At 38.1% G+C, this 23,340-nt stretch carries 18 protein-coding genes and 1 pseudogene; 13 read left to right on the top strand and 6 right to left on the bottom strand.

Annotated features, from left to right (window positions below; translation table 11 throughout):
• Window positions 1-32 precede the first annotated feature (32 nt).
• From NG743_RS26595 to NG743_RS26575, 4 genes and pseudogenes are all read left to right on the top strand, one after another.
• On the top strand, window positions 33-566 hold the full coding sequence (locus NG743_RS26595; RefSeq protein WP_193964502.1) for an REP-associated tyrosine transposase: 534 nt from the start codon (window positions 33-35) through the stop codon (window positions 564-566).
• A gap of 619 nt (window positions 567-1,185) precedes the next feature.
• Window positions 1,186-1,470, top strand: coding sequence for a UPF0175 family protein (locus tag NG743_RS26590; RefSeq protein ID WP_027401093.1), 285 nt, complete (start codon window positions 1,186-1,188; stop codon window positions 1,468-1,470).
• Window positions 1,471-1,965 (top strand): annotated as a pseudogene (locus NG743_RS26580) (PIN domain-containing protein). It begins immediately after the preceding gene.
• A gap of 119 nt (window positions 1,966-2,084) precedes the next feature.
• The gene (locus NG743_RS26575) at window positions 2,085-2,852 is read left to right on the top strand and encodes a Uma2 family endonuclease (protein WP_257121219.1); all 768 of its coding nucleotides are present in this window, start codon (window positions 2,085-2,087) and stop codon (window positions 2,850-2,852) included.
• Window positions 2,853-2,915: 63 nt separating this feature from the next.
• Here NG743_RS26575 and NG743_RS26570 read toward each other — a convergent pair whose 3' ends face one another.
• Complete coding sequence (locus NG743_RS26570) at window positions 2,916-3,170, bottom strand: hypothetical protein (RefSeq protein WP_193964508.1); 255 nt, start codon at window positions 3,168-3,170, stop codon at window positions 2,916-2,918.
• 74 nt (window positions 3,171-3,244) lie between these two features.
• On the opposite strand from NG743_RS26570, the gene NG743_RS26565 reads away from it, so the two are divergent.
• The 9 genes from NG743_RS26565 to NG743_RS26525 all read left to right on the top strand — a co-directional run bounded on the left by NG743_RS26565 (window position 3,245) and on the right by NG743_RS26525 (window position 16,060).
• Window positions 3,245-3,847: a DUF3318 domain-containing protein gene (locus tag NG743_RS26565; RefSeq protein WP_027401096.1), complete on the top strand. Its 603-nt coding sequence runs from the start codon at window positions 3,245-3,247 to the stop codon at window positions 3,845-3,847.
• 460 nt (window positions 3,848-4,307) lie between these two features.
• Window positions 4,308-5,474 carry a pyridoxal phosphate-dependent aminotransferase gene (locus NG743_RS26560; RefSeq protein ID WP_257121218.1) on the top strand — a complete coding sequence of 389 codons (1,167 nt, stop codon included), beginning with the start codon at window positions 4,308-4,310 and terminating at the stop codon, window positions 5,472-5,474.
• 33 nt (window positions 5,475-5,507) lie between these two features.
• Window positions 5,508-6,155 (top strand): histidine phosphatase family protein, encoded by a 648-nt coding sequence (locus tag NG743_RS26555; RefSeq protein WP_027401098.1) that lies wholly within the window; start codon window positions 5,508-5,510, stop codon window positions 6,153-6,155.
• A 250-nt stretch (window positions 6,156-6,405) separates the two neighbouring features.
• Window positions 6,406-7,431 (top strand): glucokinase, encoded by a 1,026-nt coding sequence (locus NG743_RS26550; RefSeq protein ID WP_257121216.1) that lies wholly within the window; start codon window positions 6,406-6,408, stop codon window positions 7,429-7,431.
• A 390-nt stretch (window positions 7,432-7,821) separates the two neighbouring features.
• Window positions 7,822-8,424 (top strand): hypothetical protein, encoded by a 603-nt coding sequence (locus NG743_RS26545; protein WP_027401100.1) that lies wholly within the window; start codon window positions 7,822-7,824, stop codon window positions 8,422-8,424.
• A gap of 44 nt (window positions 8,425-8,468) precedes the next feature.
• The gene (locus NG743_RS26540; protein WP_257121214.1) at window positions 8,469-9,116 is read left to right on the top strand and encodes a Uma2 family endonuclease; all 648 of its coding nucleotides are present in this window, start codon (window positions 8,469-8,471) and stop codon (window positions 9,114-9,116) included.
• Between the two features lie 1,321 nt (window positions 9,117-10,437).
• Window positions 10,438-11,193, top strand: a complete 756-nt coding sequence (locus NG743_RS26535; protein ID WP_257122182.1) for a YebC/PmpR family DNA-binding transcriptional regulator — start codon at window positions 10,438-10,440, stop codon at window positions 11,191-11,193.
• 1,448 nt (window positions 11,194-12,641) lie between these two features.
• Window positions 12,642-14,519 (top strand): excinuclease ABC subunit UvrC, encoded by a 1,878-nt coding sequence (gene uvrC, locus NG743_RS26530; protein WP_027401103.1) that lies wholly within the window; start codon window positions 12,642-12,644, stop codon window positions 14,517-14,519.
• 266 nt (window positions 14,520-14,785) lie between these two features.
• Window positions 14,786-16,060: a tetratricopeptide repeat protein gene (locus tag NG743_RS26525; RefSeq protein ID WP_027401104.1), complete on the top strand. Its 1,275-nt coding sequence runs from the start codon at window positions 14,786-14,788 to the stop codon at window positions 16,058-16,060.
• Between the two features lie 2 nt (window positions 16,061-16,062).
• Here the strand turns inward: NG743_RS26525 and NG743_RS26520 are convergent, their stop codons facing one another.
• From NG743_RS26520 to NG743_RS26500, 5 genes are all read right to left on the bottom strand, one after another.
• Entirely contained in the window at window positions 16,063-17,607 is a 1,545-nt protein-coding gene (locus NG743_RS26520) for a phospholipid carrier-dependent glycosyltransferase (RefSeq protein WP_257121213.1), read from the bottom strand.
• 83 nt (window positions 17,608-17,690) lie between these two features.
• Window positions 17,691-18,857, bottom strand: coding sequence for a pyridoxal phosphate-dependent aminotransferase (locus tag NG743_RS26515; protein ID WP_027401106.1), 1,167 nt, complete (start codon window positions 18,855-18,857; stop codon window positions 17,691-17,693).
• Between the two features lie 1,500 nt (window positions 18,858-20,357).
• Complete coding sequence (locus NG743_RS26510) at window positions 20,358-20,759, bottom strand: hypothetical protein (protein WP_257121212.1); 402 nt, start codon at window positions 20,757-20,759, stop codon at window positions 20,358-20,360.
• An 83-nt stretch (window positions 20,760-20,842) separates the two neighbouring features.
• Window positions 20,843-21,157: a hypothetical protein gene (locus NG743_RS26505; protein ID WP_257121211.1), complete on the bottom strand. Its 315-nt coding sequence runs from the start codon at window positions 21,155-21,157 to the stop codon at window positions 20,843-20,845.
• 696 nt (window positions 21,158-21,853) lie between these two features.
• Window positions 21,854-23,338, bottom strand: coding sequence for a polysaccharide deacetylase family protein (locus NG743_RS26500; protein WP_027401107.1), 1,485 nt, complete (start codon window positions 23,336-23,338; stop codon window positions 21,854-21,856).
• Window positions 23,339-23,340: the final 2 nt, after the last annotated feature.

Below are 23,340 nucleotides of genomic sequence, written 5' to 3'. Positions count from 1 at the left end.
ACCTCCATACCAATATCAATCAAAGAAATACAATGGGACGCAGTCGCTATCATGTATTAGGAACTCAACCGCACTTCCTCACCTGCACATTAATCAATTGGATGCCATTATTTGGCAATATTGAACTTGTCCAAATTATCATAGATTCCCTTAACTTTCTCCAACGTCAGCAGCGGTTGACATTGTATGGTTACGTCATCATGGAAAATCATCTGCATCTTATCGCTGCTGCTGCTAACTTATCTAAAGAAATAGGCAATTTTAAATCATTCACTGCTCGTTCTATTATTGATTTACTTGAGAAAAATAATGCTGAATATACACTGAAGCAACTAGAAATTTATAAATTAAAACATAAAACCAAACAAGAATATCAACTTTGGCAAGAAGGTTTTCATCCCCAAGCAATTGCTAATGAAGAAATGTTTATCCAAAAATTAGAATATATTCATAATAATCCGGTGCGTCGTGGTTATGTTGATGAACCATCTCATTGGCGTTATTCTAGTTATCACAATTATATGGAATTGCCGAGTTTATTAGAGGTGGAATTGATTGATTTGTGAGGGGTGAGGCAGAGCCTCTTGATAGCATTCCTAGTCGGAGACTAGGAACGAGGAAACTGAATAGTTATCTACCGTGATTCATTTATGAGAGAAGCTTTCCACTTTACAGATGAATGACATTTTGGTACTCTGAATGAACAATTGCTACTAAAGGATTTGAAAATGAATTTTATTTTCGCAGTTATTTTGTTGCTTCTGGGCGCCTCCTGTTTGATTGCGGGTATTTCAAAATCTGACACGAGTCTTGATACACTAGGTCGTATTATGTCATTTATTGTTGGTATTTTTTGTTACTCTTCGCACTAAGTATATATTATCCCTCAGTTAATTAATAGATTTGCTGTTTGTATTGGTTTTGTGAAGCTTGATCATCTGTATAACTCGTTCCCAGTCTCCAGACTGGGAATGCTATTTTAGAGGCTCTGCCTCAAGTGTCTTAATGTAATGCTAAAATAAAACTGTAACTTCTGAATTATTGCTACATTTTAGAAATATAAATTTTATATATAAGATTATCAATAGTGTATCAAACAGATCCACCTATTTATCCTAAATTAACATTATTAAAGTAAGTAGCTTAACGATTAAAATAAAAATATAGAGTTAGGAGATTTTGGTAATGGCTTTAACAATTTTAGATGAGCAGTTAGAAAGTATTCAGCTTTCGGCTGAGGTTAGAGAAAAAGCTTTACAAAAAGCTAAAGAAGGTTATGTAATGACATTATTAGAGGTAGGAGAAATTAGCAGTGGTAGGGCGGGTAAAATTCTTGGTGTTTCTCGTTTAGAGGTAATAGAAATGATGAAAAAATGGGGTATTTCTCTTTTTGATGATTCTCAGAATTTGGAGGAATTACGTCAAGAAGTGGAACAGGCAGAGTTAATTTTAAATCAGCAGATTTCTTAAATGATTATTGTTTCTGATACTACGCCAATTAGCGAGTTGGCAAAAGTGGATCATCTTGATTTGTTGCCAAAACTTTTTGGTAAAGTTGTGATTCCCCAAGGTGTATTTGATGAATTGCAAGTAGGTGAGCATCCAGCAGCAAAACTTGTTCAGAATTTGTCTTGATTGGAGGTTGTAACGGTAGATAATCAGCAGGTGGTTAGGGAGTTACAACAATCGTTTAAGTTAGATTTAGGAGAGTCAGAAGCTATTGCTTTAGCAGAAGAAATTAGGGCTTCTCAGTTATTAATTGATGAAAGGGCTGCCAGGAAGGTGGCTATGGCTCGAAAATTACCTTTAATTGGGACTGTGGGGATTTTGCTGTTAGCGAAGCGTCGAGGGTTGTTGGATATTGTTAAGGATGTTTTAGATGAAATGCAAGCACAGGGAATGAGAATTTCAGATCGGCTTTATGTGCAGGTTTTGACTTTAGCACAGGAAAAGGACGGGGAATAATAGGTAAGTATGAAACCCATATTCTGCACTTTATTTATAATATGCAAATATTGCGTTTCTAAACCGAATCATATTGCGACATAATAGAAATAGAAATTCTATCTTTAGGATTGTTAAGAATGTATCAAACAGATCCGCCACTTTCCCCTAAAGAAACATTACCGACAATGTATGATCTTCCTAGCGAAGACCCGGAGGAACCTGGTTTGCCAGATCAATTTCATTTATTCCAACCACAATTATTAGCCGAAACATTCCGTCCCCCTGACTATCCTAGCGACCAAATATTTACAGGAAGTGATCTGAATCTTTACTATGATTTGCGTCATCCTTCATGGTATAAACGCCCTGATTGGTTTGCAGTGTTAGGTGTTCCCTCTCTTTATGACAAAAGAGATTTGCGGTTAAGTTATGTGGTTTGGCAAGAAGCGGTTAATCCTCATATTATTGTTGAATTACTCTCACCAGGAACAGAGAAAGAAGACTTAGGGACAATATTAAGAGATGTAGAAAAACCTCCTGGTAAATGGGAAGTTTACGAACAAATTTTAAGAGTACCCTATTACGCCATCTTTGATCGTTATAAATCTGAATTTAGAATGTTTCAGTTAACAGGCGCTCGTTATGCTGAAGTAAAATTATCAGATTTTCGGTTTTGGATTCCCGAAATAGAATTAGGTTTAGGAGTGTGGCAAGGAAGTTATAAAAATGTAGAAATGCCTTGGTTACGTTGGTATGACAAAGACGGTAATTGGATGTTAACCAGCACAGAGGAGGAAAGACAGAAAGCTGAACAAGAAAGGCAAAAGTTAGAACAAGAAAGGCAAAAAACCGAAAGATTAATTGCCCAACTTCGTGCGCTTGGTGTTGAACCAGACTTAGAATAAACAAAATCTCTCGTTCCCAGTCTCCGACTGGGAATGCCATATAGAGGCTCTGCCTCAAAGCAGTTAATTATTTTGATTTTGCTTAGATAAATCCGTCGGTGGTCTATCATTACTCCAAGCCCACCAGACATGACTGCAATGACAATGATAGAATTCTTGCCACTTACGACGACGTTCTGGCGTGCTGACAGGCGATCGCCTATTTAACCACACATTAACAGCATCTCGACTACCAGCATGGCATTTGGGACAATGAAACTGATAGGCGTGTACAGCTTGATTAGTCCATTCTGGCGGATTGGGATCAAAAGCGTCCATATAAATATAAAGTGGAATAAAGTGTAATCTTAGTAGTCATTGAATATACATAATTATGACTAATAATGGGTGTTATGGAACCAAATATTGAAATTCGTCGGTTGTTGGATGTAATGCCTGCTTCTGGGCGAATGATGACCAAAATCGTCAGTAAACCAGAACAAAAGCAGGTAATAGATGCGGCTTTTCCTTTGCCTTTAAGTCAAGCAAGACCAATATATATTAATTTCGACTTATGGAGACGGTTGACAAAACCCCAACGGGATTTACTCCTATTGCAAAAAGTATCCTGGTTAATAGGGGTGAAATGGCTGCAACCTAATGTTTATCAAGGTGTCGTGTTAGCAGGGCTTGTAGGGGGAATACTCGAAGCAGTCCAGGCGGATGTGGTAGGTGTGGTAATAGCTGGGGGATTAAGTGCTGTAGCGGCTATACGGATTTGGCGCACGAATAAATCTCAGGAGTCAGAATTAACTGCTGATACAGTCGCTATCAGAATCGCCCAAAGACGGGGTTATTCAGAAACTGAAGCCGCCCAACATTTGTTAACAGCTATTGAAGCAGCAGGAACAATAGAAGGGCGTTCTGGTTTAAATTTTAGTGAATTAATTCGTTGTCAAAACTTGAAAGTAATTGCTGGTTTATCACAAGTTGGTATCCCTAAAAACTATCAATAGATTTATAGCGAAGTGGCGTTAGCCATACTCCTAGTAGTTCGTCAAATTTATTTTGACGGGTAATGATCGGAAAAAACTTCTGTTCTTCCCTCCCCTCCCCCCCTACCTCTCTTCTCCCCCTACTTGCCTTCACCCGTCATTTTCGGGTTGACAGACTACTAGCCCTCACAGATAACTTTTTCAGCAAAGCCTAAGGGAACACCAAAAAATAAATTACCCAATTTTGTGGGATGGGCATCCTGCCTGTCCTTGATGATTAGCAGGCAAGATGCCCGCACCACAAGAAACTTTTGGGGATTTTTTTAATTGGAAGTCCCTAAGTAGGTGAACACAATAAAACCAAACTGTGTAAAGAAACGTAAAATCGCCCAAACCCTCTTCACTCTTGCCTCTTGCCTCTTGCCTTGCCATAACGACAATTTTCAACGCCAACCTACTTACATATACATTTTCAAGAGTTATGAATTATAAATTATCACGAATGGAAGCGATTCAATCGCCCATTATTCCGGTGGTGGGAGAATTAATTAAAAACTCTCCTGGGACAATTTCTTTAGGACAAGGTGTGGTTCACTATCAACCACCAAATACCGCAATGGAATTATTACCAAAGTTCCTGGCTGAACCTAAAAATCATCTTTATCAACCCGTTATCGGGATTCCTGAATTATTAACAGTATTAGCAGCAAAGTTATCAATATTTAATGGTCTTGATATCAATGAAGAAAATGCTATTGTGGTGACAGCAGGTAGCAATATGGGGTTTATAAATTCTATTTTAGCAATTACTTCTCCTGGTGATGAGATTATTTTGAATACTCCTTACTATTTTAATCATGAAATGGCGATTAAAATGGCAGGTTGTCATCCGGTATTAGTTGCCACAGATACAAATTATCAATTAATTCCTGAAGCCATAGCCGCCGCAATTACAGATAAAACCCGTGCGGTAGTGACAATTTCTCCGAATAATCCTACAGGTGTTGTTTATTCAGAAACAGCATTAAAACAAGTTAATGAAATTTGTCGAGAAAGGCGAATTTATCATATTAGTGATGAGGCTTATGAATATTTTACTTATGACAGTGTAAAACATATTTCTCCGGGGGCATTTGCGGGCAGTCATCAATATACAATTTCTCTGTTTAGTTTGTCGAAAGCTTATGGTTTTGCTAGTTGGCGAATTGGTTATATGGTAATTCCTCAACATCTATTAATTGCTGTGAAAAAAGTCCAAGATACCATTTTAATTTGTCCACCTGTGGTTTCTCAATATGCAGCTTTGGGGGCTTTACAAGTAAAAGATGATTATTTAAAAGATAATATTGGGACTATTGCTAAAGTTCGAGAAATAGTAATTAATTCATTGCGATCGCTTCAGGATTTATGTACAATTACACCAGCTAATGGTGCATTTTACTTTTTCTTGAAAGTGCAGACAAAAATGAATGATTTGGAATTAGTGACAAAACTGATTCAAGAACACAAAATAGCAGTGATTCCGGGAACAACCTTTGGGATGGAAGATGGTTGTTATTTGCGGGTTGCTTATGGGGCATTACCAGCAGATACAGCTAAAGCAGGTATAGAAAGATTAGTCAAAGGTTTGCAAAGTATCGTATTATAGCCACATAACAAAAATTAACATTCGGATTTTCCCATGAGTCAAATAGTTTGGATAGCAAGACACGCTAACCGCCTTGATTTCGTATATCCAGATTGGTTTCTAACCGCCGAAAGACGGTATGATCCACCCTTGTCAGATGATGGTATGATTCAGGCGCAGCAGTTAGCAAAGCGACTTAAAGGGGAAAAAATCGCCCATATTTTTGCTTCTCCATTTTTGCGAACTATCCAAACGGCAAATGCGATCGCTGAAGTTTTGGATTTATCTATTAAACTGGAAGTAGGTTTGAGTGAATGGCTTAATCCCGAATGGATGACTGAAGAACCGGAAAAACTCTCGACTTCAGCTTTAGTCAAATTATTTCCCAGAATTGATACCAGTTACACATCACGCATAGCCGCAAAATACCCGGAAACTCATCAACAGGTGCGGGAACGTTCAGCGCAAACTGCCAGGTGTTTATCTACTGAATTTTCCCCCCATGATATCCTATTGGTGGCACATGGCGCGTCTGTCTTGGGTGCAGCAATGGGATTTGTAGGGGACATAGCCAAAACTGAAGTCAAAGCTTCTCTATGTTCTTTAGTAAAAGTTGTCCGCCAAGATTCAGAATGGTTGTTAGCACTAAAGGGTGATACGTCCCATTTGACGAAAGTTGAAGAATTGGTGAGATTTGTGTAAATATTCAATGGGGTTCTTTTTAGGAACTACGGTCAGAAACGGTAAGTTCTACCGAGATTGCCTGTGGAGTGGGCAAACAAGACTGGAAGTCATTCTAAGACCGCGATGAAGCAGGAAATAAACACTAAGATTATCGCTGTCCAGATATGTCTAGACCTTGGTAATTTTGGGTAAGTTTTATAGAACGGATTTTCTCTAAATCACAACTGACGCGGACTCAGCAAAAGTAACTTACTAACTGATAAATTTTATGACATTGCTACTGGCCGGAGATATAGGCGGAACAAAAACTATTTTGCGTTTGGTGGAATTTTCGGAAACACTGGGATTAAAAACTCTGCACGAAGAGAGTTTTCGCAGTGGGGATTTTCCTGATTTAGTCCCCATCGTCCAAAGGTTTTTGACTACAGCTAACTCTAGCACACCAGAAAAGGCTTGTTTTGCGATCGCAGGACCAGTAGTGGAAAACACCGCCAAGTTGACCAATTTAGCCTGGTTTCTCGATACAAATCGTTTAACTCAAGAATTGGGTATTTTGTCAATTTCCCTGATTAATGACTTTGCGGCTGTTGGTTACGGCATTTTTGGATTAACAAAACAGGATTTACTAACTTTACAAGTTGGTAAATACCAACCAGCAGCACCAATGGCTGTAATCGGTGCAGGAACCGGGTTAGGACAAGGATTTTTGATTAAACAAGACCATCAATATCAAGTCTTTCCTTCCGAGGGTGGACACGCAGATTTTGCACCACGCAATGAACTAGAGTTTCAACTATTGAAATATCTAGTAGATAAACATGATATTCCACGAGTCTCCGTAGAAAGAGTAGTTTCCGGGTTAGGAATTACCTCCATTTACCAATTTTTACGAGATAGAAAAATAGCCACCGAATCACCAGAAATTGCCCAAGCAGTCAGAACATGGGAACAAGAAGCACAGACAACCGAAAAAACCGTTGATCCAGGGGCCCTTATTGGCACTGCTGCACTACAAAAAAGCGATCGCCTTTCCGAACAAACCATGCAATTATTTATAAAAGCCTACGGTGCAGAAGCCGGCAATCTAGCCTTAAAACTCCTCCCCTATGGCGGATTATACATTGCCGGTGGTATCGCCCCCAAAATCCTCCCCTTAATGGAAAATGGTAGTTTCCTCTTGAATTTTATCCAAAAAGGCAGAATGCGTTCTCTTCTCGAAGAAATCCCCGTGCATATAATTCTTAATCAACAAGTGGGATTAATTGGTGCAGCTTTGTCTGCCTATAGGTTATAACTAGTAGTCTGTCAACCCAAAAATGACGGGTAAAGGCAAGCAGGGGGAGAAGAGAGGCACCAGGGGAGAAGTTTTTTCCGATCATTACCCGTCAAAATAAATTTGACGAACTACTAGCAACGTCAGGAGTCAGAAAGTTTGATAAATCGGTAAATTATTAATTAAATAGTAATTGCTGAACAGTGATGGCTGAATGCTTATTTCGGCGTTGCTGAATTGAGGTATGAAATTCCCAAATTGAACCTTTAAAACTCAAACCTCAGTGCGTCTACTCTTCGAGATCACGAAGCGTGATTGCGCCTTTGCGTGAGACTAAAATTCATACCCTTAATCAGCAACGCCCTTATTTCTTAATAACAGTGAAATCTGCATCTACAAATTTTATAAATTATGAATAGCAAAATTTTACTATCTTTGATTGCTGCCACCTTTTTATCTAGCAATTACGCCGTCGCCGAAGTCCATTTATCCAAACCCAAAGTTGCCGAAAAAAAACCTATTGTTCCCGCAGTCATACAGCCCAAATGGCGAACATTTACATCCCCTGATGGATATTTCACCGTATTAATGCCAGGAATGCCCAAGCGAAAAACCCAAATCCAAAAAACCTACATGGGAAAAATAAAATTAGAAATATTTTTAATCCAACCACCCCAACAAGAAGCTGCATATATAGTCACATACAATGAATTTCCTGATAGCTATGTCCAGATGACTAACCCCCAAACAATCATGGATCAAGCCCAATATGTAGAACTAACAACCACCAAAAGTAGATTACTAAATCAGCGCAATATTCGCAGTTCTAACTTTCATCCCGGCAAAGAAATTGAATATGTTAATGCCATCGGTAAAATTACTAAAACCAGAATGTTTGTTGCTCATGGTAGATTATATAAAGTTATGGCTATCGTCTCCAAAAAACAACATGAAACTTTAAATAAAACTATTACAGGCTATTTAAATTCCTTCAGCTTAGTTGTCAAACCTTAATTGAGAATGAGTAATATCGGTGAAATATTCAGGAGTCCGAAAAAATGATCATCACTGAAATGCCAACGCAATTACTAACTAACACTTGGATAACAGCAACTTGGGATGAATATATTCAGGTTATTGAAAATTATCCTGATCAAAAAGCCAAAGGCTATTATCACAATGGAAAAATGAGGATAGAAATGCCACCAATCGGAAATGATCATGCCAGTGACCATAGTATGATTATTTTTGCTGTTAACCTATTTGCGACTATTAAGGAAATTAAATTTAATAGCAAAGATAATTGTACATACAGAAAAATAGGATTTCAAGAAGTCCAACCCGATGTTTCTTATTACATTGCTGAAAAAGCAAATGCTATTCCCTATGGAACTTCCATTATCAATTTAGATATTAATCCCACACCAGATTTAGTAATTGAAGTTGCGAGTAGTTCCCTAGCTGATGATAAAGGGGAAAAACGCCTGATGTATGAAGATTTAGGTGTAGCCGAATACTGGGTACTTGATGTGCAGAATGTCCAGGTTATCCCTTTTATGATTGAAAATGGTGGCAGTAAAAGAATTAGTGAATCTCAAGTATTACCAGGGTTACAAATTTCTTTACTAAACGAAGCATTAAGAAAAACTCGACAAATGGATCATAGTCAAGTTTGTGCTTGGTTGTTAAGCCAATTTCACCAATAATTTTGGTAGCAACTATTATAATTCCGATCTATGTTTGAATAGAGAATAAGTATTTTTTCATCTCATTCCCAGTCTCTGACTGGGAATGAATTCTAGAAGGCTCTGCCTTCAATAATATTAGAGGCAGAGCCTCATCAACTGCATTCCTAGTCAGAGACTAGGAACGAGATAAAATATTTACAGTCATTGCGAGCGAAGGGAAGCAATCACAACCCTGGCGATTGCTTCATTTCACTTCGTTCCATATGGCTAACGCCACCTGAGATATAAGCGACACGAGCAGTTCGACAAGCTCACTGACCACGGTTTTAACCGCAGTGGTATTTCATGGTGACGTACTCCACACACTTCCTTTCAGGTGAGTGTGGGCTTCTCAGTGACTCCTCTATGAGGACATTAACTGAGCTTTAAGACCGTGCGCCCCACGGTTCTTTGGTTTTGAGATTTGTTTTTTGTTTTGTAGGCTGCATTTGGAGCATTTAATTGGACTACACCTACTTTTTTATAATAACATAAAATCAATATTTTGTTCGTTTCCCCTGGCTGTAGCCTTCTTTGTTTTCGCTACGCTCAAATACAATTTGGGCTACGCAACTCAACTCACGCGCATTCATCCCACGCTCCTAAGAGTGAGACGTGGGGCTTCTGCTGATTAAGCTAAACACGGGTGAGATTTAAACTTTTGCCAAGTGACAAAGAACCCAGATGTGTAGGGGTAAAGCAAAAGCTTAATGGTGTCAACTTAACGCAAAATCTTCATCCCGCGAGGAACTCAAGTTCCTTGCTAATAGCGAAAGTCATCTAAAAGATGACTAAATACTAGGAAAATTCATTAGTCCGTTTTAACGGACTTGAGCTATGAGACAGGGAATTTATTCCCTGGCGGGTGTGGAAGCCAAACAAATAAGCCATCTGTAACCTAAGTTGACACCAATGAAGCTCTTGTTTTACCCCTACGTTTAGAATCAAACAATCAAGCCGTTTTGAGTATATATAATATTTATAGTCAGTAGGACGGACAGAAATAACAATGTCAGAAAAAACTTTCGATATTGCTTACTTATCAGATAATTTACTTGATTTATTATCAGATATCCAAAATCATTTGGTGTGACAAGCAGTTTTGCTTTTTATGTATTTTTGTTGTTAATCGGCTGGATTATTATACAATCACATCCCCACCCTGCTGACGCTGAGGATGGGGAATTACGCAAAACTGTTAAAGAAGCGACCATTCCCAGTCTATCAAACTTGTCCTTGCATCTAGGCAAAAACTAGATATATTCTACTTGTGAGCAGAGTATTAATAATTTTGGTAATTATGGCAGGACATAGTAAATGGGCAAATATTAAACGTCAAAAAGCCGTAGTAGATGCCAGAAAGGGAAGTATATTCACCCAGCTATCACGGGCAATAATTGTAGCTGCAAGAAACGGTATACCAGATCCAGCAGGTAATTTTCAACTCAGGACAGCCATTGATAAAGCCAAAGCAGCAGGCATTCCCAATGATAATATTGATAGAGCGGTTGCTAAAGGTGCAGGTACTTTCAGTGATCACAGCATCCTTGAAGAAATTCGCTACGAAGGTTACGGTCCCGGTGGTGTCGCCATTTTAATTGAAGCCCTCACAGATAACCGAAATCGAACTGCGGCAGATTTGCGCGTCTCTTTTAGCAAAAATGGCGGAAACTTGGGAGAAACAGGTTGTGTAAGTTGGATGTTTTCCCAAAAAGGAGTTTGTGTCGTCGAAGGTGTAATTGATGAAGACAAGCTTTTAGAAGCTTCCTTAGAAGGAAATGCCGAATCTTATGAAATCATTGCAGAGGAAACAGTTGAGGTATTTACAGAAATAGCAAATTTGGAGAAACTCAGCCAAACCTTAAAAGCAAAAGGTTTTAAAGTCACAGATATAGAATTGCGTTGGCTTCCTGGTAATCAAGTAGAAGTTACAGATGCAGATCAAGCTAAATCTCTCCTCAAATTAATTGATACTCTAGAAGGGTTAGATGATGTCCAAAGTGTGACAGCTAATTTTGAAATGGCAGATGGTTTAATGGAACTTAGTATCATGTAGCACTAAACCAATAAAAAGGCTTGGTAAATTGCCAAGCCCATATATACCAAGTGTTTACTATAGTCGCTTAATGTACCTGAATTAATGCTGAAATTCATCTATCTATGGTATGTGTATTAATAACCCCCTGTGGTTGCCCTAAATACCGGGGTAGGCACAGGTCCATAGGTGTCAACTTAAGCTCAAATCCCTACCACATCTCGTTCCTAGTCTCTGACTAGGAATGCAGTTGATGAGGCTCTGCCTCTAATATCATTGAAGGCAGAGCCTTCTAGAATTCATTCCCAGTCAGAGACTGGGAATGAGGTAAGTTGAGTTCTTTGCGGGATAGATGTTTTACGTTAAGTTGACACCAATGGCACAGGTCCTACCCCTACATTAAATCTAAACTCAAGTTGACACTCTCAGCGGTTTTAGTCATCTTCAGATGACTTTTGCTATTAGACTGGGAATTCATTCCCAGGCGGGATAGATGTTTTACGTTAAGTTGACACCAATGGCACAGGGCCTACCCCTACATTAAATCTAAACTCAAGTTGACACTCTCAGCGGTTTTAGTCATCTTCAGATGACTTTTGCTATTAGACTGGGAATTCATTCCCAGGCGGGGTATGGGTTTTACGTTAAGTTGACACCAATGGCACAGGGCCTACCCCTACATTAAATCTAAACTCAAGTTGACACTCTCAGCGGTTTTAGTCATCTTCAGATGACTTTTGCTATTAGACTGGGAATTCATTCCCAGGCGGGATAGATGTTTTACGTTAAGTTGACACCAATGGCACAGGGCCTACCCCTACATTAAATCTAAACTCAAGTTGACACTCTCAGCGGTTTTAGTCATCTTCAGATGACTTTTGCTATTAGACTGGGAATTCATTCCCAGGCGGGATAGATGTTTTACGTTAAGTTGACACCAATGGCACAGGGCCTACCCCTACATTAAATCTAAACTCAAGTTGACACTCTCAGCGGTTTTAGTCATCTTCAGATGACTTTTGCTATTAGACTGGGAATTCATTCCCAGGCGGGGTATGGGTTTTACGTTAAGTTGACACCAATGGCACAGGGCCTACCCCTACATTAAATCTAAACTCAAGTTGACACTCTCAGCGGCTTTAGTCATCTTCAGATGACTTTTGCTATTAGACTGGGAATTCATTCCCAGGCGGGGTATGGGTTTTACGTTAAGTTGACACCAATGGCACAGGTCCTACCCCTACATTAAATCTAAACTCAAGTTGACACTCTCAGCGGCTTTAGTCATCTTCAGATGACTTTTGCTATTAGACTGGGAATTCATTCCCAGGCGGGGTATGGGTTTTACGTTAAGTTGACACCAATGGCACAGGGCCTACCCCTACATTAAATTTAAACTCAAGTTGACACTCTCAGCGGCTTTAGCCACTGAGCTTTACCCTTACCGGATATTCCTGTAAAATATATTTGTGACTATATCTGAGCAAATCTTACCACTGTATAAAAACCCAGAACGGTTAGAAAATCGGCTGGGAGAAATTCCCCCAGAACCGGGGGTTTATTTGTTGCGGGATGGCAGCGATCGCCTAATATATATAGGTAAATCTCGTAAATTGCGTTCTCGTGTCCGTTCCTATTTCCGCGACTCCACCAACAAGACGGAACGGATTAACACAATGGTTAAATTAGTGACAGAAATTGAATTCATTGTCACTGATACCGAAGCCGAAGCATTAGCCCTAGAAGCCAATTTAATTAAACAGCATCAGCCATATTTTAACGTCTTACTCAAAGACGATAAAAAATATCCCTATCTGTGCATTACTTGGTCAGATGAATATCCGCGCATTTTCATTACCCGCAAACGTCAATTAGGAAAAGCCAAAGATAAATATTACGGTCCTTATACAGATTCCGGTTTATTACGAGAAATTGTCCATTTGTGTAAAAAGATTTTTCCTTTACGACAAAGACCACAACCTTTATTTAAAGATCGTCCCTGTTTAAATTATGATATTGGTCGTTGTCCTGGTGTTTGTCAAAAATTAGTTTCCCCGGTTGAATATGCAAAAATTGTCCAAAAAGTAGCGATGGTTTTTCAAGGTAGAACTCAGGAACTAATTGATATTTTAACAGCACAAATGGAAACAGCCGCAGCAGAATTGAATTTTGAAACTGCGGCAAAAATTCGTGATCAAATTGGAGCATTAAAATCCCTTCATGCGGCTCAAAAAGTATCCTTACCTGATGATACAGTATCACGAGATGCGATCGCTTTAGCCGCCGATGATCAACACGCCTACATTCAATTATTCCAAATTCGCGCCGGTCAATTAGTGGGACGCTTGGCTTTTGTTGCTGACTCCCACCCTGAACCGGGAGCAATTTTACAACGAGTTTTAGAGGAACATTATCAAACAGCAGAAAGTGTAGAAATTCCCAGCGAAGTCTTAGTACAGCATGATTTACCAGATAGTGAAATTTTGTCCGCTATTCTAACAGAACGCAAAGGCAGAAAAGTGACAATTTTCAATCCTTTGCGACAAAGTAAGGCAGAATTAATAGAAATGGTCGAAAAAAATGCCCAATATGAATTACAAAGAATGCAAAAATTGGGTGATAGTAATTTACAAGCAACCCAAGATCTAGCCGCTATTCTCGACTTACCAGATTTACCCAAACGCATTGAAGGATATGATATTTCTCATATTCAAGGAACTAATGCAGTAGGTTCTCAAGTCGTATTTATTGATGGTTTACCAGCCAAACAATATTACCGACATTATAAAATTAAAAATCCTGATATCACAATTGGTCATTCCGATGATTTTGCCAGTTTAGCAGAAGTTATTAAGAGAAGATTTCGTAAATATATTGAAGATCCAAAATTAGCAAGATTAGGTAATACTGACTGGCCTGATTTAATTATGATTGATGGTGGTAAAGGTCAACTATCTGCCGTTGTGGGGATTTTAACGGAAATGAATCTATTCGCAGATTTGCGGGTTGTCAGTTTAGCCAAAAAACGAGAAGAAATCTTTTTACCCCACTCATCAAAACCTTTAGAAACAGACTCAGAACAACCAGGAGTCCAGTTATTACGAAGATTGCGAGATGAAGCTCATAGATTTGCTGTCAGTTTTCATCGTCAACAAAGAAGTGATAAACTAAAGCGATCGCATCTAGATGAAATTCCCGGTTTAGGACAAAATCGGCAAAAGTTGTTATTAGCGCATTTTCGCTCTCTTGATTATATTCGTCAAGCCACACCTACACAATTAACAGAAGTTCCCGGAATTGGTTCACGATTAGCGCAAGAGATTTATGATTATTTCCATCCTGTTTAAATATATTTTTTCAGAGATACGAACCACAGAGGACACAGAGGACACGGAGGTAAAACAATTTATTAATCAATTTTGTAGGTCGGGTTAAGCGACAGCGCAACCCGACGCATTTGTTGGGTTATGGCTATGGCTCCTACGTCGCCACGCAAGCTATCGCCACACTTCGTGAACGTACCTCAACCTAGAGGTATTGTTAATTGAATTGTATTGGTTCTTGACTTCTGCTGTATTATTAACCAAATTTGTAAATACCATAGTGTTACCAGATGAAAATCAGTCTCTGTATGATTGTAAAAAATGAAGAAACTAGCTTACCAAAATGTCTAGGAAGTGTTAATAATTTTGTTGATGAAATTATAGTTATTGATACGGGTTCAACTGACAAAACCCCACAAATTGCTCAACAATTTGGAGCTAAAGTGTATTATTTCCCCTGGAATAATAACTTTAGTTCGGCTCGAAATGAAGCTTTAAAATATGTGACAGGTGATTGGATTTTAGTTTTAGATGCTGATGAAACTTTGACAGATGAAATTATCCCCTTACTTAAAACAGTTATTAGCAAAGAAGAATATTTGGTAATTAATTTAGTACGTCAAGAAGTCGGTTCAACACAATCACCTTATTCTCTGGTTTCTCGACTATTTCGTCATCATCCTAATATATCTTTTGATCGCCCTTATCATGCTTTAATTGATGATAGTGTCACCGCAATTCTCACTCAAGAACCACATTGGCAAATTGGTTATTTACCAGGAGTAGCAATTCTCCATACAGGTTATCAAAAAGCTGTAATTAATGAACAGAATAAATATGCTAAAGCCGCAGCCGCAATGGAAGAGTTTTTTGCCAGTCACCCCAATGATGCTTATGTATGCAGTAAATTGGGAGCTTTGTATATGCAAATGGGGAAAATTGATGCGGGTATGGAGTTATTAAATCGAGGATTAAATCAATTAATTGGTAATCAGGTTAATGAAGAAAAAAAAACATTAAATAAATTTAAACATTCGCAGTCACAAAAAGTTGAAGTTGCTTTCAATGAAGATATAAATTATGATATTTTGTATGAATTGCATTACCATTTAGGAATTGCTTATACAAATTTAAAAAATTTGCCCCCAGCTATTTCTCATTATCAAGCTGCGGTAAAATTGCCTATCTATCCCCTTTTGAAATTAGGAGGATATAATAATTTAGGAAATTTACTCAAAAATGTAGGAGATTTACCAGAAGCAAAAATTGCTTATGAAACAGCCATAAAAATTGATCCTAATTTTGTAATTGGTTATTATAATTTAGGCATGGTATGTAAAGCAATGGGGTTATTTAGTGAAGCTATTGATGCCTATAATAATGCCATTAATTTGAATCCTGACTATGCAGAAGCTTATCAAAATTTAGGGGTTGTACTCTTGAAAATTGGCGATGTTCCCGGTAGTTTAGAAGCTTTTGAATATGCCATTTCTCTCCATGAATTAAACAACCCTGAAGAAGCAAAACGACTTTATCAAGGTTTAAAGGAAATGGGTTTGATTTGATTTTAGGTTACTTTTTTAACAAATAGAACCCGATCATTTCTTTCATAGATTTTATACCAAATTCTATCTTTATCATTAACTTGATATATTTCTTGGGTATTGATAATCTCTTGATTATCAATGTTTCTAAATTCATATTTACCAACTTTTTTAATTTCTTTATCTGGCTGAATTTCCAGATAATTAATTAACTTTGGATCATATTTTGCATAAAATAGATAATAGATATATGGCTGATTTATTTGATTATCAATGACTATTTTATTAAATCTATCCTGATTAATAATTACATAATTCATGAAATCCTTAATTCCATATTGGAACATTTCTCTAGTCAGGGTTTGTTGAGGATATCTATGAAAATAAACATAACTAAAACTAGGAATATTCATTATTCCTAGAAAGATCACAATCACAATCAACTTCTTTTTTAGTTGGATATCTTTTATGGAATCAACTATTATTTTTAACCCAAAAATCACAAATATAATAGTTAAAGGTAATCCATGAATCATTCTTAATGTATGGTAATATGTTTCTGTTAAACTGGCAGGAATTGGGGCAATAAAAAGCCATGCAAGTAATAATAAGATGATCTGACGATGTGGATAAGTTAAACTATCTTTCTTAAAAGCTAGAGTAAAACATCCCAGAATTCCTATATAAAAAAATACTGATAGGAAATCATAATTAGCACCAAAGCCGGGAACTCTCTGCATAACATTAGAATCACTAATACCAAAGTTAAACTCTGGTGAAAAATAGCTCAAATATCTTAATAAAAATTTCCCAAAAATAATAAATATATTTTCTTCTTGACCAAAAATTGAAACAATCTTAAACCTACCGTTGTATCTATCAGGATCAGCAAAAGTTAATAAATATATTGGCGATACAAAAATAATATAACTTAATAAAAATATGGTTATTTTAGTGATATTCTTACGCAAGAAAATTATCATTAATGCTATTAATAGAAGTGGCACAAATAATTTTTGACTTGGGTAAGAATAGGTTAGTATTCCTGCACAAATAGATGCTATAATTAACCTATAAGATTGTTTTGGATTGTTTTTAACAGCCCATAAAAATACTGTCATAAATAACAGCATAAAAAATGGCACAATGCTGGGAGGAATAGCCCATCTGGAAAGGGTGATATGCCAGGGTATAATTGCCAGAAGAAAAGCAGCTATTAAGGCTAATTTTTTATCATTAAGAACTTGTAGACTAAATAAGTATATGAGAACGACCGTACCCACTCCTAATAAGGCAACAGGTAAGCGGATCGAAAATTCTGATAATCCGAATAATTGTACAAAAGGAATTGTGATATAAGTGATAACAGGTGATACCCAATCACCAAAAGATTCCAACATAATTGGCAGAAAATTCCCATGATGATCCCGCATGGTAGCAATTAGGGAGTATGCGTCATAACCATTTATGGCTTCATCTTGATTTAAGGCAATAGGATTATTAGCAAGATTATATATTCTCAGTAATAGAGAAATCGCAATTATTAACACCAAATAGACATTATTCATATTGAGAATGCACCCTAAAAAAAGTCACTGATACCGAAAACTCAAAACTTTTAAGTCTTGAGTTTCGGTAATTAGAAATTATGCTAAATCCGAGAACGGACAAATTTCTCTAACCTATCCATTCCCTTTTCAATCGTTTCCATATCCGTAGCATAGGAAAGACGAATATTTTTATCAGCACCAAAAGCGACACCGGGAATCAGTGCAACTTGATGAGATTCCAGGATAGCGTTGCAAAATTCCAGAGATTTCAAACCAGTTTTGCTGATATCAGGGAAGAGATAAAAAGCACCGTCTGGTTTAGCTGTACTCAAACCCGGAATGGCGTTGAGTCTTTCAAACATCACCTGACGACGTTTAGCAAAAGCTTGACGCATTTCCTCTACACAGTCTTGGGAACTTTCCAAAGCAGCGATCGCTCCATATTGAGCAAAAGTACACACATTTGATGTACTATGTCCTTGGATATTGCTGGCGGCTTTGATAATTTCCACAGGTCCGGCTAAATAACCCAAACGCCAACCAGTCATAGAATAACCCTTAGCGAAACCGCTACTGATTAAGGTGCGAGAAAAGATTTCCTCACCTAAAGAACCTATGCTGATATGTTCAGCACCATCATAGAGAATCTTTTCATAAATCTCGTCAGAGACAACATAGATATCTGCATCAACTATTACCTTAGCCAAAGCCTTAATTTCCCCCGGCGTGTAGACCATTCCCGTGGGGTTAGAAGGGGAATTAAGGACAAACAACTTTGTTTTTGGGGTAATAGCTTTTTTTAGCTGTTCTGGAGTGATTTTGTAGCCAGTGGAAGCATCTGTTTCCACAATCACAGACTTGCCACCAACTAATGTCACCATTTCGGGATAACTTAACCAGTAGGGTGAAGGAATAATCACCTCATCACCTGGGTCAATCAGTGCCACAATCAAATTATACAGAGAATGCTTACCGCCATTAGTGACAAGAACATTCTCTGACTTATAATTAAGACCATTATCATTTTTTAGCTTGTGTGCGATCGCTTCCCGTAATTTTGGTTCACCAGCGGCTGGACCATACTTGGTTTTACCTTCATCCAAAGCCTTTGCGGCTGCGGCTTTGATATGCGCTGGGGTGTCAAAATCCGGTTCACCAGCGCTAAAACTACAAACATCTATCCCCTCGGCCTTCATAGCCTTAGCTTTAGCTGCGATGGCTAAAGTGATGGAAGGTGTTACCTGACTTACTCTTGCTGCCAGCTTCATAAGAATATAAGAATACCCGGTAAGTGGGAAACTCAGCGTCTTTAGACCTGAGAGGGAAACGACACGAGCGGTTTTAACCGCCGTGGATATTAAAATTAAAACCAGATTTTTGATTGGAACCTGGAAACCAACTCCCATTTCTGGGGTAATGTTAGCTAGATGCCTCCGGCACGCTGCGCGAACGACCTGTTATGAGAGCTTTTTAGACTTGCAACACTGTTTCAGTGACCTTAAAACTGTTTAATTGCAAATGACAGAGCAGGGAACTAGCTATGCCTGACGGCACGCTGGCGCGAACGCATTCCGGGGTGTCGTGACTCAAATAACGGCTACCATGAGAGTAAACTCAGGGTGGTCTGGTCAGTACGGCTTGCTTGATTACTCTTGCAAGCCCAGTCCCTTTAGGGCTGGGTTACTGACTCTACTTTAATTTCGCCAATATCCTTTCTATCTAAGGATATCCCAGAATCATATCCGAGATTTGCCCTTTCTAAATTCTTTTCTCTCCCAGATGGGGACAATTTAATTTACTTCAAGACTTGACAAGACGAAAATTTTTGTTTACACTTATGTTATTAGTAGAAATCTGTTCGCGCATATATATACTAAACACGGGTGAGATTTAAACTTTTGCCAAATGACAAAGAACCCAGATGTGTATTAGGGGTAAAGCAAAAGCTGATATGTGTCAACTTAAGCTCAAATCCCTACCACATCTCGTTCCTAGTCTCTGACTAGGAATGCAGTTGATGAGGCTCTGCCTCTAATAAGCTGTTACGCAGCTAAATGTCAACTTAAGCTCAAATCCCTACCATATCTCGTTCCTAGTCTCTGACTAGGAATGCAGTTGATGAGGCTCTGCCTCTAATAAGCTGTTACGCAGCTAAATGTCAACCTAAGCTCAAATCCCTACCATATCTCGTTCCTAGTCTCTGACTAGGAATGCAGTTGATGAGGCTCTGCCTCTAATAAGCTGTTACGCAGCTAAATTTGATAACCATAATTTACTTGAACTTTGTAGTGCCGGCATCTTGCCCGCTAGAATTATACAAACTAAATGCACAACAGCTTACTTATAGTAAATTTTTGGGGCGTTGCTGAACTGAAGTATGAAATTGAAAAATCAATGAATTCAAACTCTTACTCTCTGCGACTGGAGCGCCTCTGCGTGAGGTAAAATCAATCATATTCTGAATCAGCAACGCCATTTTTGGATTGTCAGAATCAGGATATCTGGTTACTGAGCGAAGTCGAAGTACAGGATTAAAGGATGTACAGGATTTTGACACTCCCTCGGTAGCTTTTTATGTCTTTAGTGACAATATAGTTGTATCACGAATATGGATTAAAAATCACCAACCCCCACCAAAAATCATCCAAAAACATCCTGAATATCCCGATTCAAACAAATAAAAATCACCAACCCCCACCAAAAATCATCCAAAAACATCCTGAATATCCCGATTCAAACAAATAAAAATCACCACCCCCCACCAAAAATCATCCAAAAACATCCTGAATATCCCGATTCAAACAAATAAAAATCACCACCCCCCACCAAAAATCATCCAAAAACATCCTGTAAATCCTCAAATCCTGAATATCCTGATTCAGACAAATAAAAATCACCAACCCCCACCAAAAATCATCCAAAAACATCCTGTAAATCCTCAAATCCTGAATATCCTGATTCAGACAAATAAAAATCACCAACCCCCACCAAAAATCATCCAAAAACATCCTGTAAATCCTCAAATCCTGGAAATCCTGATTCTGACAAATAAAAATCACCAACCCCCACCAAAAATCATCCAAAAACATCCTATAAATCCTCAAATCCTGGAAATCCTGATTCTGACAAATAAAAATCACCAACCCCCACCAAAAATCATCCAAAAACATCCTATAAATCCTGAATATCCTGGAAATCCTGATTCAGACAAATAAAAATCACCAACCCCCACCAAAAATCATCCAAAAACATCCTATAAATCCTGAATATCCTGAATATCCTGATTCAGACAAATAAAAATCACCAACCCCCACCAAAAATCATCCAAAAACATCCTGTAAATCCTCAAATCCTGGAAATCCTGATTCTGACAAATAAAAATCACCAACCCCCACCAAAAATCATCCAAAAACATCCTGTAAATCCTCAAATCCTGGAAATCCTGATTCTGACAAATAAAAATCACCAACCCCCACCAAAAATCATCCAAAAACATCCTGTAAATCCTCAAATCCTGGAAATCCTGATTCAGACAAATAAAAATCACCACCCCCCCACCAAAAATCATCCAAAAACATCCTGTAAATCTTCAAATCCTGGAAATCCTGATTCAGACAAATAAAAATCACCAACCCCCACCAAAAATCATCCAAAAACATCCTGTAAATCCTGAATATCCTGGAAATCCTGATTCAGACAAATAAAAATCACCACCCCCCCACCAAAAATCATCCAAAAACATCCTGTAAATCTTCAAATCCTGGAAATCCTGATTCAGACAAATAAAAATCACCACCCCCCACCAAAAATCATCCAAAAACATCCTGTAAATCCTGAATATCCTGAATATCCTGATTCAGACAAATAAAAATCACCAACCCCCACCAAAAATCATCCAAAAACATCCTGTAAATCCTGAATATCCTGGAAATCCTGATTCAGACAAATAAAAATCACCAACTCCCACCAAAAATCATCCAAAAACATCCTGTAAATCCTGAATATCCTGGAAATCCTGATTCAGACAAATAAAAATCACCAACCCCCCACCAAAAATCATCCAAAAACATCCTGAATATCCCGATTCAAACAAATAAAAATCACCAACTCTTAGAGGTTGTTTGAAAACTTTTTCGTGTGGGATCTGACACCCGCAGATCCCCCTAAATCCCCCTTAAAAAGGGGGACTTTGAGGAATTTAGCCCCCCTTTGTAAGGGGGGTTGGGGGGATCTCGATTAATTCTGATACTTTTCAAACATCCTCTTAAAGTAATTTCTCTCCCCGGCGGTAAATTTCCTGGGCGTAGTCCGTCCAAGTACCTTGCCCCCAATAACGAAAACAGCTAGTTTGTAATAAGAGATTATGCAATAGCAGTTGGCGGTAGTGACTGTCTTGAGTCAAATTTACACTGGATTGATCTGATAATAAATCGTCGAATTTCTCATGAAATAAATTGCTCAATTTGTACATGGGAGATAAAACATTTTCGTATCCTTGCACCCAACTAATATGATTAGTCCATGATGCCCCATCAATATGAAAATTGGGGTGTTTTTTTTTCAGTTCTTGAATCGCATTTTCTACAACATCTGGTTGATAATTATCTTCGGCAATTTGCGCCCAGATTTGATGTTGCCCACTTGCTTGACAAATAGGAAAGTCTTCGGGTTGACAACCTGCTGCTGCTAATAATTCTAAATATTCTGTACCACAAACACCAACAACACCAGTTTTACCTCCCCCATTTTGCACCATATCCCCCCAAGCTCGTTGAAAACCGCCGGGAAATTCATTCATCATTACACCACCATTTTCACCATCACCTATTTGACTAACTATGGGGGGTACAACAACATCACCTAATTTTTGTTTAGATAAAGTTTTGGCTTCATAATATGGCTGCATTTGGGCAACTAATTTAGTATCTGAACCTTGGGTTTTAATCAATGCAGTAATACTAATTTCTTCTCCGTAGGAATTGCGAGCTATTAACCGATGGGGTAAATGTTTAGAATTTAAAGGCTGACCATTAATTGTTTCTACAGTATGTTCTTGCACTAATAACCAACGATAACCACATTCTTTCAATGCTTTAATAAATGCAAATAAGGTATCTGGATGGTTTGGTAAGTGCATTTCTGGAGGGGAAAATCCTTTGACTCTTGCTAATGCTTCCCAGCCGAAAATTGCCGCAAAATAATGTTGCCAAGCGATAATGTGTAGTTTAATATCTGCTATAGGTGTGGAAGGGATGACGGCATGACTCCACATAGTCCCCAACCATTCCACATAGGGTTGGTAGGTAGGATTGCAAGTGATGTGTTTGAGATTATCTAGAATATCACTTCTGCCCATTTGTACCAATCCCCATAAAAGATTACCCGAATAATCCAACATCACACGAGGATTACAACCTTGTGCAACTAATTCAGGAATAAAATCTCCCATGCGACTATAACAACTAGCAAAAGGGGCAGCATTGTGGTTATCTCCCTCTTGCTGATGTGTAAACATATATTGCAAATTGCTGATTAATGCACCATTATTTCCCGCTGGAATCGTGGGTTGGTGCATATGTAGAGCGATCGCAAATACTGCATTAATATCTGCTAATTTCAGATTAGTAATCGGTAAAAAAATAGGTTCATTGTGGTTAACTACAGTCAACACTTCCTTTTCCCAACCGCAGATATTTGGCAGATCATCAATAATTTCGGGTAATGTAGGTATATTTGGTAATTTAAACATTC

The sequence above is a fragment of the Dolichospermum heterosporum TAC447 genome (assembly GCF_024584745.1).
GTDB classification, from domain to species: Bacteria; Cyanobacteriota; Cyanobacteriia; order Cyanobacteriales; family Nostocaceae; genus Dolichospermum; species Dolichospermum heterosporum.
Note: the sequence above shows the minus strand (reverse complement) of the source record. Positions and strands in the feature narration are given on the sequence as shown.